13 protein-coding genes are annotated in these 14,518 nt (G+C 65.7%); 10 read left to right on the top strand and 3 right to left on the bottom strand.

What is annotated here, in order from left to right:
* From ACXYMR_RS13160 to ACXYMR_RS13145, 4 genes are all read left to right on the top strand, one after another.
* Positions 1–616, top strand: a 616-nt coding sequence (locus ACXYMR_RS13160; RefSeq protein ID WP_458943350.1) for a hypothetical protein, incomplete at its 5' end; no start/stop codon positions are given.
* Positions 617–760: 144 nt separating this feature from the next.
* Complete coding sequence (locus ACXYMR_RS13155) at positions 761–1,576, top strand: alpha/beta fold hydrolase (RefSeq protein WP_458943349.1); 816 nt, start codon at positions 761–763, stop codon at positions 1,574–1,576.
* A 106-nt stretch (positions 1,577–1,682) separates the two neighbouring features.
* The gene (locus tag ACXYMR_RS13150) at positions 1,683–4,607 is read left to right on the top strand and encodes a hybrid sensor histidine kinase/response regulator (RefSeq protein ID WP_458943348.1); all 2,925 of its coding nucleotides are present in this window, start codon (positions 1,683–1,685) and stop codon (positions 4,605–4,607) included.
* Positions 4,608–4,620: 13 nt separating this feature from the next.
* Positions 4,621–4,917: a GNAT family N-acetyltransferase gene (locus ACXYMR_RS13145; RefSeq protein WP_458943347.1), complete on the top strand. Its 297-nt coding sequence runs from the start codon at positions 4,621–4,623 to the stop codon at positions 4,915–4,917.
* A gap of 25 nt (positions 4,918–4,942) precedes the next feature.
* On the opposite strand, the gene ACXYMR_RS13140 is transcribed toward ACXYMR_RS13145, so the two are convergent.
* A complete protein-coding gene (locus ACXYMR_RS13140) occupies positions 4,943–5,602 on the bottom strand; it encodes a Fe2+-dependent dioxygenase (protein ID WP_458943346.1) in 660 nt (219 codons plus the stop codon).
* An 86-nt stretch (positions 5,603–5,688) separates the two neighbouring features.
* Between ACXYMR_RS13140 and ACXYMR_RS13135 the strand changes: the two genes are divergently transcribed.
* The 5 genes from ACXYMR_RS13135 (at position 5,689) to ACXYMR_RS13115 (ending at position 10,367) form a co-directional block, all read left to right on the top strand.
* Positions 5,689–6,567, top strand: a complete 879-nt coding sequence (locus tag ACXYMR_RS13135; RefSeq protein ID WP_458943345.1) for a hypothetical protein — start codon at positions 5,689–5,691, stop codon at positions 6,565–6,567.
* A gap of 135 nt (positions 6,568–6,702) precedes the next feature.
* Positions 6,703–7,083: a hypothetical protein gene (locus ACXYMR_RS13130; RefSeq protein WP_458943344.1), complete on the top strand. Its 381-nt coding sequence runs from the start codon at positions 6,703–6,705 to the stop codon at positions 7,081–7,083.
* Positions 7,080–8,726 (top strand): sensor histidine kinase, encoded by a 1,647-nt coding sequence (locus ACXYMR_RS13125; protein WP_458943343.1) that lies wholly within the window; start codon positions 7,080–7,082, stop codon positions 8,724–8,726. The genes ACXYMR_RS13130 and ACXYMR_RS13125 overlap by 4 nt, the downstream gene beginning before the upstream one ends.
* A 91-nt stretch (positions 8,727–8,817) precedes the next feature.
* The gene (trhO, locus tag ACXYMR_RS13120) at positions 8,818–9,744 is read left to right on the top strand and encodes an oxygen-dependent tRNA uridine(34) hydroxylase TrhO (protein ID WP_458943342.1); all 927 of its coding nucleotides are present in this window, start codon (positions 8,818–8,820) and stop codon (positions 9,742–9,744) included.
* The gene (locus tag ACXYMR_RS13115) at positions 9,741–10,367 is read left to right on the top strand and encodes a glutathione S-transferase (RefSeq protein ID WP_458943341.1); all 627 of its coding nucleotides are present in this window, start codon (positions 9,741–9,743) and stop codon (positions 10,365–10,367) included. Before trhO ends, ACXYMR_RS13115 begins: the two co-directional genes overlap by 4 nt.
* On the opposite strand, the gene ACXYMR_RS13110 is transcribed toward ACXYMR_RS13115, so the two are convergent.
* Positions 10,359–11,054 carry a sensor histidine kinase gene (locus ACXYMR_RS13110; RefSeq protein ID WP_458943340.1) on the bottom strand — a complete coding sequence of 232 codons (696 nt, stop codon included), beginning with the start codon at positions 11,052–11,054 and terminating at the stop codon, positions 10,359–10,361. The genes ACXYMR_RS13115 and ACXYMR_RS13110 overlap by 9 nt on opposite strands.
* Complete coding sequence (locus tag ACXYMR_RS13105; RefSeq protein WP_458943339.1) at positions 11,054–11,851, bottom strand: response regulator; 798 nt, start codon at positions 11,849–11,851, stop codon at positions 11,054–11,056. Before ACXYMR_RS13105 ends, ACXYMR_RS13110 begins: the two co-directional genes overlap by 1 nt.
* Positions 11,852–12,239: 388 nt before the next feature.
* Here ACXYMR_RS13105 and ACXYMR_RS13100 point away from each other — a divergent pair, with 388 nt between their 5' ends.
* On the top strand, positions 12,240–14,447 hold the full coding sequence (locus ACXYMR_RS13100) for a TonB-dependent receptor (RefSeq protein WP_458943338.1): 2,208 nt from the start codon (positions 12,240–12,242) through the stop codon (positions 14,445–14,447).
* Positions 14,448–14,518 lie beyond the last annotated feature (71 nt).

The raw sequence follows: 14,518 nt of genomic DNA, 5'->3' as shown, positions 1-14,518 counted from the left end.
CCGGGGGGCCGGCCGCCCGAACGCCCGGCCAACGTGTTCGGCCACCCTGAAACCCGAGTCCAGACGCCGACGGCAACACGCCGCCCAATCGACCGGTATCGTCGACTTCACGCTGCATTCCGACTTCGGCTCTGGTTTTGCTTTTCAGACACCATCCCTTGTCGCTCCCTGCCACTTCTTGCTCCTGACAAATGAAAACAAATTGCAGCCTTGCGATATTTTTCGGGAACATTCCGGCGGGCTGACGCATTTTGCATCTGAACCGGACGCACATCCGGCGTCAGCAACCAATGGGCAGGAGAACATGGGTAAAGCACTTGGAATTATTGTCGCAGTCGTCTTGGTGGCGATCATCGTATTCTTCGGCTTCCAGCTGATCGATGTCGACCAGACCGAAGAAGGCGCACTTCCGGATGTTGATGTGGCCGTCGAGGGCGGCAACATTCCGGAGTATGACGTCGATGTCGGCGAAGTCGTCGTCGGCACGACCGAAGAGCAGGTCGAAGTTCCCGACGTGGACGTGGAAATGGAAGAGACCACGGTCGACGTGCCGGTGATCGGTATCGAGGAACCGGAAGCCGATGACGAGGAAGACCCGCAAGATCCGGAACGCTAATCCGGCAGGGTCCTTGTCCCGGTCACTTCACGGACACAGATCTTGAGAACGGCCCCGCTCATCCGGGGCCGTTCTGCTATGGGCTAGAGTTTACAGCACGGGCCGCGATTCGCGGCTTCGGCGCGAACCGTTCGGGAGCCCGGCATGCCTGACCAATCGAGCCTGTGGACACAGCTGCTCCTGATACCGGCCAACGGACTGACACCCGGGGCATACGGGTCGCTCGCACGCGCCATCGGCCAGCAGGGTCCGGTCGATGTCCTGACGCCGCGCGCCCTTCGCGACGAGGCGCCACCGGCGCACGGCCGGCAGCGCTGGGACGCCGCCGCCGAAGATATCATCGCGACGCTCGAGGCCGGCCAGGCGGGCCGCCGCGTCCTCGTCGGTCACTCGATGGGCGCATCGCTGGCCGCCGTCGCGGCAGCGCGCCGCCCGGATCTTGCAGACGCGCTGGTCCTGGTCGAACCGGCGTCTGTCACTCCGCTCCAGGCCCGCCTCATCGACCTCGTGCCCTATTCGCTGCGCCGTCACGCCGAGCCGGCCCGCAGCACGCTGCGCCGGCGCCACCACTGGCCCGACCGCGACGCGGCCCGGGCGCGCCTGATGCAGGCCGGCCCGTTCCGGCGCATTCCGGAAACCGAGCGTCGGGATGTCGTCGATGCCCTGCTGGTCGACAATTCCGAGGGCGGGGTCAGCCTGGCATTCTCGCCGCAATGGGAAGCTCACCATTACATGACGCCTCCGCGCCTGCTCGAGGCCATCGGGCATGTCCGCTGCCCCACCCTGCTGCTGCGCGGTGAGCCGTCCCTGTTCTTCAACGCCAAGCTGGCGGCGGCCTGCCGCCGCGCCTGTCCCGCGCTGACCGATATCGAATGGCCCGAGCACGGTCACATGCTGCCGCTGGAGGCGCCTGAAGCCTGCGCGAGGGCGGTCCGGGACTTCATTGCCGCACGTGCATGAGGTCGGGCAGGGCCGCATTTGGGATGGAACCATAACGGTGTCGGTTCGTTATGCCTGTCGGGGTAAGTCGCCGCCTCCTTACGGACCGGCCAGGGTGTCAGGGGATTTGAGTCTGGACAGTTTACTAAAACAGGCGTTCGAGCTTGCTCCCACGCCCTTCGTTCTGCTCGACCGTCAACTTGTCATCGTGTGGATGAACCAGGCTTACCTGGACGCCACCATGCGCGACCGCCAATCCCTCGTCGGCCGTCACCTGTATGATGCCTTCCCGGCGGATCCGGACAGCGTCTCGCACAAGCTGCTCGATGCGTCCTTCCGGAAAGTGCTGGACACCGGCAAGCCCGACCATCTCCCCCTCATCCCGTATGCCATTGCAGGGCCGGAGGGGTCCATGGAGGACCGGTACTGGAGCGCCACCCACACGCCCATTCTCGACGAGGACGGCAATACCGGATTCATCCTCCAGCAAACCAGCGACTTGACCGCGCTGCACGCCGCCTATGGCGGATCGTCCGAGGTCAGCCCCCAGCAGACCTCCGAACTGCTCGAACGCGCCGAAGCCATCGTCAACCAGAACCTCGAGCTTGGCGTCCAGTTCCAGTTCCTGCGCAATGTCTTCGAGCAGGCGCCGAGCTATGTCGCGATCTATCGCGGACCCGACCACCGCGTCGAACTGGTCAACAGCGCCTACCGCCAGACCATCGGCAATCGGGACATTGTCGGCCAGCCGCTCGCCGAAGCCCTGCCTGAGATCATCGAGCAGGGCTATATCGACCTGCTCGACAACGTCTATCAAACCGGCGAGACGGTGACGTTGAAAGCCTCCGCCGTGGCCTTGACGCTGCCCGATGGAGAAGAGCGAACGGTTTATGTCGACCTGATCTTCCGCCCGCTCCTGGATGCCGACGGCGCGGTCAACGGCATCTTCGTGCAGGGCATGGACGTGACCGAGCAGCTCAAGGCGGAAACCGCGGCGCGGGAGAGCGAACAGCGCTTCCGCCAGCTGGCCCAGCGCATGCCCAATCACATCTGGACCGCCACACCGGACGGTGCCCTGGACTGGGTCAATGACCAAGTTCTACAGTTCACCGGCCGAGCCCTCGACGATGTGGTCGGCGAGAACTGGCTGACCGTGCTGCACCCCGAAGACCAGGACCGGGCGGTGGCCGCGTGGACGCATAGTGTCGAGACAGGCGACCCCTACGAGATCGAGTTCCGCATCTCGCGCCATGACGGCACCTGGCGCTGGTTCCTGATCCGCGCCTCGGCGCTGCGCAATGTGCGCGGCGAGATCGAGCGCTGGGTCGGCGCCAATACCGATATCGACGAGCGCTACCAGGCCCAGCGCGCCCTGGCCGAGCTCAACGCCCACCTCGAGGAGCGCGTCGAAGCGCGCAGCCAGGCCCTGCAGCGCACCCAGGAAGAGCTGCGCCAGAGTCAGAAGATGGAATCCATCGGCAATCTGGCTGGCGGCATCGCCCACGATTTCAACAATATCCTTCAGGTCATCACCGGCAGCCTCCAGCTGATTGAACGTGACCTGCCGGAAAATCCCCGAATGGAGCGCCTGATCGACCAGGCCCGCGCGGCGGTCAGTCGCGGCAAGACGCTGTCGTCTCAGGTCCTGTCCTTCAGCCGCCGCCAGCCCCTGGAACCCCGTCCGCTGAGCCCGGCCGACCTGCTGACCAATTGTCGGGACATGGTGCGCAGCGCCGTGGGCGACGGTGTCGTCGTCAAGTTCCGGGTGCCGGAGAATATCTGGAACATCCTGGCCGACCCCGGCAATGTCGAGAACGCCCTGCTGAACCTCGCCATCAATGCCCGCGATGCCATGGACGGCCACGGTGAGCTGACCATAGAGGCCTCTAACCATCGCCTGGAGAACGGTGACGACCGGCTCGGCCGCAAGATGCGGCCCGGCGAGTACGTTGAACTCAAGGTCGTCGACACCGGCTGCGGCATTCCCGACGACATGATCGACAAGGTGCTCGAGCCGTTCGTGACCAGCAAGGAGAACGGCAAGGGGACCGGCCTCGGCCTGTCGACCGTCTACGGCTTCGTGCGCCAGTCCGGCGGCGATCTGGTGATCGACAGCGAACCGGGACGAGGCACTGCCGTCTCGCTCTTCCTGCCGCGCACGACGGAAGCCGTCGAGGCCTTGCCGCTGGAAACACCGGCGCTGGGCCGGCGGGGCGGGCACGAGACCGTGCTGGTGGTCGAGGACGACCCGGTGGTTCGGGACATCGCCGTCGATTCCCTGCGCCAGCTTGGTTACAAGGTGCTCGAAGCCAACAATGCCGACCACGCGCGGCCGATCGTCGAAGGCGGCGAACCGATCGACCTGCTGTTCACCGACGTGGTGATGCCGGGGCGCATGAAAAGCACCGAACTGGCCAAGCTCGCCCAGGCCAACGGCCACACCCGCGTGCTGTACGCGTCGGGCTATTCGGACGACGCCATTGTTCATGACGGCCGCCTCGATCCGGGCGTCAATCTGCTTTCCAAACCCTACGAGCAGGACGAGCTGGCCCGCAAGGTGCGTGAGATACTCGATAGCGGCCCGGCCGCCAGACCGGCTCCTGATGCCGCACCCGCAGAGGGCGGGTCCACCCAGTCAGCGCCGCCGACACCCGCCGACCGAAACGGGCCCCAGGGCCTGCAGGGTCTCAAGGTCATGGTGTGCGAGGACGATGCGATCATCGCGCTCAACATCGAGTACGCGCTCCAGGACGCCGGATGCGAAGTGCGCGTCGCCCATACCGGCGAAGAGGCCCTGGAAATGCTCCGGGACGCCCGGTCCGACATCCTGGTCTCGGATCTCGGTCTGCCGGGAATCAGCGGCATCGAACTGGCCCGGCGGGCCCGCGAAGCCTATCCCGACCTGGCCCTGGTCTTCGCCACCGGACAGAACCGGGTCGAAGGCATCGAAACGATGGACCGCGCGCTCGCCCTGACCAAGCCCTTCACCGACGACATGCTGGTCGACGCCATACGTGATCTCGTCGCCACCCCTGCGCCCGCAAACGCCTGAACCGGAGCCTGACATGGACATGACCTTCAGCGTAGAGGAAGCCGATGGGCGGGGGCGTTATCTCGCCCATGTGCCGGGACACGAGGAGACCGGGCAACTGACCTTCACCCGCCCCACCTCGGACGCCATCATTGTCGATCATGTCGGCGTGCCGGCCAGTCTGGAGGGCAAGGGCGTCGGCACCGCGCTGACCCGCCACGTCGTCGAGCAGGCGCGCAGCCAGAACTTCCGCATTGTCCCGGTCTGCCCCTTCGTCAAGGCGATGGCCCGGCGCTATCCCGACTGGCAGGATGTCATCGTCAGTCGCTGAGCCCGGGCTTCAGGCCGGCCATGCCCTAGTCTTCGGCCCACTGGCGCAGCAGATTGGTTTTCGACTTCAGCAGCAGGTCGAACACCTCGCTCTTGCCGTCCCGATCGAACACGTCACGGCTGGCCCGTTCGAGGTCGAACAGGATCTCGCGTTGGTCAGGTCTCCGGACCAGGCTGCGCACCCAACCGACCACCGCGAGCCGCTCACCTCGCGTCACCGGCTCCACGCGATGCAGGTCGGAGGTCGGGTAAACCACCGCCTGCCCGGCCTCCAGCCGCACTTCGGTCTCGCCGCCGACCCGGTCGAGCACCAGCGCGCCGCCGTCGTAACTCTCCGGGTCGGAAAGGAAGACGGTAAAGGACAGATCGGCCCGCCGACCGCCCATCAGCGCATCATCGACATGTGTGCCGTACGACATGCCGGCCTCGTATCGCGAGATCAGCATGCGCGTCAGGGAGCGCGGCTGGGCGTAGGCCAGGAAAAGCGGGTGTGCCATCAAGGCTCGCCGCACCAGGCTGCGCGCTGTGTCGATCGCCGGCCCCTTGCCCATCTGGGTGTTGTGTTTGACCGCAGCCGCGGCCCGGCCTGCCGTCGAGCGACCATCCGAGAACTCCGCACGCTGCGCGATGCGGCGCAATTGGTCGGTCTGGCCGGTCTCCAGCAGGTCGGCGAGAATAAGCGGCATGGAAGCTCCTGCAATTGATTGTCAGTGTCCGTAGAACGCTGTAGCGAAGATGACAAACCTCGCGACTTTCCGGAAAGGACCGCAAAATGGCAATTCGTAGCCGCCACAAGCTCTGGACCCGGGTCGGCACTGTCGCCCTTGTGGGTGGCCTCGCCAGCTGTGGGGATCCAGCGACCGTGTCGGGCTCGGACTCGCCTGCCACGGTCGAGACCCGGGACAGCGAGGCTCCGGCGCCGGTTGAGCGTGCCGCACAGCGCTTCAGCGAGGGCGAAGGTGAAGGCGACGGCGGCGGGGGTGGCGGCGAGTTCGGCATCGACCCGGTCGCCGCCTCGACCGATCCCGTGGTTTTCCTGACCGCCATCGAGGTCATGCGCGCTCATTACCTGGCCGGCATCGATGCCCTGGAGGCCGGCAACCGGACGGCTGGTGCGGAGATGTTCGCCCATCCGATCTCGGAGATCTACATCGATTTGGAACCGGCTCTGGAAGAGGTCGGCGCCGAGCTTTTCAGCGATGCCCTGACCGAGGCCTCCGTCGCGCCCTACTCCGGTGCCGCCGACGAGGAAATCCGTGCCCGCATCGATGATGTCCTGTCCGCCCTTGATACCGCGTCCAGCCATGCCCCGTCCTCGGCCATGAGCGATGGTGGCGTGCATGCCCGCGTGCTTGCCGACCTGATCCAGCGGGCGGCGCTGCAGTACGAGACCGCCGCCGCCCAGCCCCGGGCCGGCGAAGCCTATCTGGATGGCTACGGCTTCCAGAAGGCGGCGCGTCGCTATGCCGGCAACCACCTGGAAGCGGTGGCCACGCGGGATGCCGACCTGGCCATGCGGATCGGGGCGGCACTGGGTGCCCTGGACCGCGCCTATCCGGGCGCCCTGCCACCCGAAACTCTCGACATGGACGCCGTGCGGCTGCTGGAGCAAGCTGCCGCGGTGCAGGCCGGAGCCCTCGCCGTCAACTGAACGGTAACGCAGGTCCGCTTCGAACCAGGCCTGACCGGAGTCCGGCTATTGACGGCAGTAGGCACCTGAACAAGGTTTCAACTGGCGTCGGTACCGGCCATCGGGCCCGGGCCATGACCGCAGCTGGAGAGCCGCATGGGATATCTCGACATCAATAATTTCATGCCACACGGGATGTGTTTCCTGTGGCGACCGGAATTGCTCGGCATGCACATCATCGCCGACCTCGTCATTGCCCTCGCCTATTTTTCGATCCCGATTACCATCGGCCTGTTCCTGCGCCGCTCCAGTTCGCCGATCCCGTTTCGCTGGGCCTTCGTGATGTTCGGCATTTTCATCCTGTTCTGCGGCATCAACCACCTCATGAACATCATCGTGCTGTGGTACCCGCTCTATTACATCGAGGGCATGCTGAAGCTCCTGACCGCAGGGGCGTCCGTTGCCACCGCAGTCATGATGCTGCCGCTCGCGCCGGTCCTGCTGCGCCAGTTTTCCGGGATGGACCCCGATCGGTGACGGATCGCCAGGACCCGCCTTCCCGCGCTGACAGGCACAGCGAGCTGGGGCCGGACGATGCGCCGGTCAACCTGCTCAATGCCTATCGCACTCCGGTCCTGCTGGTCCTGGCGGGCATCCTGGTTTCGTCGATTCTGTTCTTTGTCACCCTGTACGGGAAATCCCTGGAGGACCGGCGGGTCTTTCTCAGCCATGCCGAGGCACGTGTCGAAGCGCTCACGGCGGGCTTAGATGCCCTCAGCACCGAGCTCATCCAGCTCGCCTCTGCCGCCCGCTCCGAGCGCGACGTGGTCTCCACCCTGGCCGTTTTCCGCAGCGCCCAGACCGCCAGCATCCGCGAGCTCGGCATCTACCAGTCTGGCCAATGGCACTCGCTGCAGGACAGCCCGAGCGTGACCTTCCTGGCCCGCGCCGTGGCCCCCTATCTGACCGGCAACCGGCTCGGCGACGCGGTTCGCGTTCTGCCTCTGGCCAATGACCGTACGGGCAATCTCGCCTTCGCCGTCGTGCAACCCCTGCCGGGTCCCGGTGATGATTTCGTATTTGCCATATCCGACCTGGACGCCCTGATCGCGCGCACCGCGACCCCGGGCGACCCGCTCTGGGTGATCGCCAGGATCGGCGAGCGCGCTCCCTCGGTCATCGCCTCGCCCGACGAGCTCACGCCGGAGCGCCTGCAATGGGTGCAGGACAACCTGCCGCTGCTGCGCGATTCCGCGCCCTATGAAGTGCGCTGGCAGGCAATGTCGCCCTTTGCCGGCATGGAAACCGTGTTCATTCCACGGCGCCAGTTCCTGATGGCGACCGGCATCCTGCCCTGGACCATTCTCGCTTTCGCCCTGCTCATCACGGGCGCCTTCGGAGCGCTCTCCTTGAAGGACGCCCGCCGGGCCCAGGAGGTGAATCTGGAAGTCCGGCGCAAGACGGCGGAACTGGAACGCAGCTACGCCGTCATCGCCGCCAAGAACGAGGAGCTGGCCCGCTTCGCCGCCCACGCCTCGCACGACTTGCAGGCACCGCTGCGGGCGATGAAGGGATTGTCGACCCTGCTGGTCAAGCGCGACCTGGATCTGGACCCGAAGAGCCAGGAAATGCTCGAGCGGATCCGCCGGGGCGCCGAGCGGGCCCAGCGGCTGGTGCAGGACCTCCTGTCCTATACCAAGGCCGACCGCGCCGAAGCGCGCATCGAAATTGTCGACACCGAGCAGATGGTTGCCGAAATCGAGGAGAACCTGGCCGAGCCGATCGCGGAAAGTGGCGCCATAGTGCGCTGGCAGCTTGGCACCGCCATCCAGGCCGACCCCTTCCTGCTGACCCGGGCCATGCAGAACCTGGTTGCCAACGCCATCAAGTATCGGGGTGATGCCGCACCGGAAGTGCTGGTCTCCGCCGTGCGCAGCGAGGACGGTGTACTGATCTGCGTCGCCGACAACGGTATCGGCATCAAGCCGGAACACTTCACGCGCATCTTTGCCGTGTTCGAGCGATTGCACGGGGCCGACCGCTATGAGGGTTCCGGCATCGGTCTGGCCTTCTGCAAACGCATTGCCGACCTGCACGGCGGCCGCATCTGGGTGGAGTCGGAGCCCGATGTGGGCAGCCGCTTCTACCTCTTCCTGCCCGGCAAGGCGCGCCGCCGCTAGGCGTTGTCGACCTTCCAGGTGCAGCGCCGTGCTGCCGCTATGCGGGCCGATCTGCTATAGCGCCCGGACCTGACACCGCCGGACCCCTGCCATGTCGCGCTACCTGATCGCCGCCCTCTACAAGTTCACGCCCCTGCCCGCCGATGCGACCTTGCGGGCCCGTCTCCAGTCCGTCTGCGACGACGCCGGGGCCTGCGGCACGCTGCTGCTCGCGCCGGAAGGCATCAACGGTACCATTGCTGCGCCCGAGAAGGCCCTGCGAGACGCGCTGGAAACCCTGCGCGCCCTGCCCGGCTGCTCCGATCTCGAGCACAAGGAGAGCTGGGCCGACAGCCAGCCTTTCCTGCGCATGAAGGTGCGCCTCAAGCGCGAGATCGTCACCCTTGGCATCGACGGTCTGGACCCCGCCAACCGGGTCGGCACCTATGTCGAACCGGAAGACTGGAATGACCTGATCAGCGCGCCCGACGTGGTCACCATCGATACCCGCAATGATTACGAGGTGCGCATCGGCCAGTTCGAAGGCGCCGTCGATCCGAAGACTCTGAGTTTTCGTGACTTCCCCGACTGGTTTCGCGAGTTCCGGAAGACCCGGCCTGATGCTCGCATCGCCATGTATTGCACCGGCGGCATCCGCTGCGAGAAGGCCACCGCCTTCGTCCGCGACGAAGGCATTGATGACGTCTACCACCTCAAGGGCGGCATCCTGAAGTATCTGGAAACCGTGCCGGAAGCCGACAGCCTGTGGCGCGGAGAATGCTTCGTCTTCGACCGCCGCGTCGCGGTGCGGCACGGGCTGGAGACCGGCAGCTACGAGACCTGCCACGCCTGCCGCGAACCGGTCAGCAGCGAGGAACGTGCCGGGCCGGACTTCATTGCCGGAGTGTGCTGTCCGCACTGCAAGGACACGCGCTCGAACGATGACCAGGCGCGCTATGCCGAGCGCGAACGCCAGGAAGCCCTGGCACGGGCGCGTGGCCTGCGCCATCTCGGCCAACGCCCGGAAACCGGCACGTGAGCGCGGCCCGGCCCGTCCTGTACAGCTTTCGCCGCTGCCCCTACGCCATGCGGGCGCGCCTGGCCTTGGCGGTCAGCGACACGCTGGTCGAGCACCGCGAGGTCCTGCTGCGAGACAAGCCGCAGGCCATGCTGGAAGTCTCACCAAAGGGCACGGTCCCGGTGCTGGTCCTGCCCGACGGCGCGGTGCTGGAGGAAAGTCTCGACATCATGCGCTGGGCCCTGACGCGCAACGATCCGGATCGCTGGCTGGCCCCCGGGGACAGCATGTGGCCACTCATCGCCCGCTGTGACGGTGACTTCAAACACCATCTGGACCGCTACAAATACGCCACCCGTTATAACGATGTGGACCCGCTGGAACACCGCGCGGCCGGCCGGCACTTCCTCGAGGGGCTCGATGCGCAACTGGCGTCCGGGGGGCAGCTGTTCGGAGCCCGGATGAGCCTGGCGGATGCCGCCATCTTTCCCTTCGTCCGACAGTTTGCCGCCACCGATCGGGACTGGTTCGACGGGCTCGCCCTGCCGAACCTGCAGACCTGGCTGGCCGGCCATCTCGCCTCGCCGCTGTTCAAGCGCGTGATGCACAAGCACGAGGTCTGGAGCGACCCGGTCTCAGACTGACGCGGCAGACCAGGTGATGAGCATGGCGCAGCCACCGCCTTTCGGCGCAACGCAGCGCAGGCTGGCGCCGCTTCGCGCCAAGGCCTGGCGGGCAATCGTGAGCCCGGCCCCGGCCGAGGCGCCGGCTTCCTCCGCATGCAGGCGGCGGAACAGGTTGAACATGCTTTCGCGAAACGCTTCCGGCACACCCTGCCCGGAATCTTCCAGCCACAGGCGGATCTCGGAGTCGTCTGTCTCGACGCTCAGCGCCAGCCGGCACGCGCCGTCTGCCTGGCCCCAACGCGCGGCATTGGCGGCGATCTCCCGGATCGCCAGCTGCAGCCCTTCCGGGTCAGTGGCCAGCACGGCAGGCGGGCCCTCCAGCCTGACTTCGATCTCGGGAAATTCGTCGGCCAGCACAGCCATCGCCAGCGCTCCGATATCCGCGCGCCCGATCTCCGGCGGCGGCCCGTCGAGCGCCAGAAGATCGAGCAGTCGGGACAGCTTGCGCGCGACTTCATCGGCCGTGCCACTGACGGCGCGCACCAGCGGCTCGGCGTCATTGCGCTGATCGGGCGCCACATGATCGAGCATGAATTCGGACAGCACCGATATCTGCCCCAATGGGGCAATCAGGTCGTGCCGCACGGCCGCGGCAAGGGTTTCCGCACGGTCCGCGTCTGCCTGCCCTGGCCCGGGCGCCGACATCAGGCGATCTTGCGGATCGGCTGCGGCGTGTCGATGGAGGCGCTCATGGTGCGGACCACGTCGCGCGTGCGTTTCCAGTGCAGGGTGACGTCGCGAATGATCGAAACAAACACGTCCTTGCGATCGACATTGACGGCGGTCACCCGCACTTCATGGAATTCCTCGGTCTCGCCGTCTTCGCCGAAGCACAGCGCCATGGTGAAATCCTCACCGGTCAGGCCGGCGGCGTCGAAGCTGTCGCGGTAGTCTTCGATATTGTTCGCTGTCCACAGGCGCGTTGCCGGCGCATTGCGGGCCAGCACCCGGCCACCCCGCAGATGCACCACCAGCGCGTCTGTCGAGTTCTGCATGAAGCCGCGGAAGAACGCCTCGACCTCTTCCAGCTGGGCCAGCCGCAACGCGCTCGCCTGGGCCCGCTCAATGGTCTTGAACAGGGACAGGGACAGCGTGCTGAGCGTCGGCGCCGACTTGGACAGGACATCATCGCTGCCAGCGGCCAGCGCCGTCGGGGCCACTTCAGCAGCGTCGTGACCGGTCAGCACCACGACCGGGATGTCCTGCCAGCTTTTCAGGCGTTCGATGTCGCGCTCGACACCCAGCGAGTCCGGCATGCCCAGGTCGAGCAGAATGGAATCGAAGCTTTCGGTGGTCAGCAGCGGCTCGGCCAGCTCGATGCGTTCAACCCGGCGCACTTCAACGCCATCCCCCAGACTTGCACTGAGCGACCGTTTGACCAGGAGGGCATCGGCAATACTGTCCTCAACATGAAGCACTTTCATCGGTGCGGCGTCGGTCATGGGAGTCCCCGGGGCGGTTCAAGTAGAACCCAAACATCGACCTTTATGGTAAAGGGGGTGTGAATTCGGCAGCTTGGGCGCCCACCAGGCCGGTAATATTCTATGAGCCCCAGCCGTTCACTTGGTTTGACCAAGCATCAGCAACTACAGATTTTGCCCATCCGGCGATGGCCACCTAAGGCCGTTTGACCGCCCGGGCCTGGACACACACCCCATCGGTGAGGTGGCCAATCGGCCACATCTGGCTGGGTTTTCGTGCGCCAGGGGCGGCTTCCACTGTTCAGCGGCAGTGATTTCCGATAACCGACGAGGCCAACCGGGCCGGGATGACCGAACGAGTTGGCTCCCGGATGATCTCCAGCAGTGTTCAGAGCCGAGGCGCGCCCCCATGACCCGAGCTACCATCCTGACCGGCCTTCTGGCCTCCACCAGCCTGACCGTCCTGGCGACGGCGCCGGGCCTCGCCCAAGACGCCGCAGCTGACCGCACGCCCGGCCAGATCGAGACCATCATCGTCACCACGACACGGCGCGCCGAGAACATCCAGGACATTGCCAATTCGGTGACCACGACCAGCGGTGAGGAACTCGCCGCCATCACCGAGTCGGGGGCCGACATCCGGTCCCTCGCCGCCCGCGTCCCAAGCCTCTACGCGGAGAGCTCCAACGGCCGCGTTGCACCGCGCTTCTACATCCGCGGTCTCGGCAATACCGACTTTGACCTTGCCGCCTCCCAGCCGGTCTCCATCATCATGGATGACATCGTCATGGAGAACGTGATCCTGAAGAGCTTCCCGCTCTTCGACATCCAGCAGGTGGAAATCGCGCGCGGTCCGCAAGGCACCCTGTTCGGCCGCAACACCACGGCCGGCACCATCAAGTTCGACAGCGTGCGTCCGAGCCAGGACACGGACGGCCATGTCAGCGTGCAGCTGGCCGAACTCGGCACCACCAATGTCGAAGCGGCCTTCGGTGGCGGCCTGATCGACGATCTCCTGTCGGCCCGGGTCTCGGTCCTCATGCAGAACCGCGAGGACTGGATCGACAACGCCTATCTCGGCATTGACGACGCCATGGGTGGCTTCGAGGAATACGCCGGCCGGGCCCAGCTCCTGTTCACCCCGACCAGTGACTTCCAGGCCATGTTCAATGTCCACAGCCGCTCCCTGACCGGCACTTCGGCCATGTTCCGGGCCAACATCCTGACCCCGGGCAGCAATGCCCTGAACGGCAATTTCGATCGGGACCGGGTGTTCTACAATTCGACGTTCAACAACCCGCAGGGCTATGACAGCTGGGGCGCCAGCGCCCGCCTCGAATATTTCGGCGACGGCTATACCGTGACCTCGATCACCGGCACCGAGAATGCCGAAGGCTATTCGCTCGGCGATATCGACGGCGGCAATCCGACCGGTCCGGGCTTCATTCCCTTCCAGTCGGAAACCCAGGACGGCATCGACGATCTCGACCAGTTCACCCAGGAATTGCGCATCGCCACCGACACTGACGGTCCGACCAGCTACCAGGCCGGCTTCTACTGGTTCGACAGCGAGTTCGAGATCACCACGCTCGGCCCGAATGGTGGTTTCCCGCCGCCGACCACGGTGCAGCACACAAACCGCATGTGGGCCGTCTTCGGCCAGGCCAGTCACCAGGCCACGGACCGGCTCGAACTGTCCGCCGGCATCCGCTTCACCCACGACGAGAAGGACCTCGTCGCCCTGGCCTCGCCGCTGCCGGTCAGCCCGGTCAACGTGTCCGACGAGCAGATCTCCTGGGACATCTCGGCCTATTACGACCTCGACGACCGCCAGGCCGTGTTCGGCCGCGTGGCTCGCGGCTTCCGCGGCCCCTCCATCCAGGGCCGGGACATCGCCTTCTTCGGCCAGCCCTCCGTGGCCGACAGCGAGACCTCGCTGTCCTGGGAGCTGGGCTACAAGTCCGAGCCGCTTGACGGCCGTGCCCGCTTCAATGCCACCGCCTTCTATTACGAGGTCGATGACCTGCAGCTCTCCGCTGTCGGCGGCGGCGGCAATCTGGTCCAGCTGGTCAATGCCGATCGCGGCGTCGGCTACGGTGTCGAGATCGACAGTGAATGGCTGGTCTCCGACAATCTCTACGTCACCGCCGGTGTGTCGTGGAACGAAACCGAGCTGCGCGACGACACGCTTGAAGTGGGCACCTGCGCCCAGTGCACCGTGCTCGACCCGGATGTCGACTTCGACGGCTTCGCCGAAGTCGATGGCAATCCCTTCCCGCAGGCGCCCGACCTGATCCTGTCACTGACGGCGCGCTATTCCGTGCCGGCCGCCAATGGCGGCGAATGGTTCGTGTTCACCGACTGGTTCTACCAGGGTCGCACCAACCTCTTCCTCTACGAGTCGGCCGAATTCTACTCCGACGGCAATTTCGAGGGCGGCCTGCGGGCCGGCTATGCCGGTTCGTCGCGACACGGCTTCGACTACGAGGCGGCGCTGTTCGTGCGCAACATCACCGACGAGGAAAACCTCGTCGGCGGCATCGACTTCAACAACAATACCGGCTTCGTCAACGAGCCCCGCATCATCGGCGTGTCCTTCCGCGCCGACCTCAACTAGGGCGCTTCACAGCGCACATGGAAAAGCCCCGGACCAGCGGTCCGGGGCTTTTTATTTGCCGGGTCAGGCGG

This window comes from Maricaulis sp. CAU 1757, from assembly GCF_054482675.1.
The sequence above is the reverse complement of the archived record's forward strand: the minus strand, read 5'-3'. Positions and strand labels throughout refer to the sequence as shown.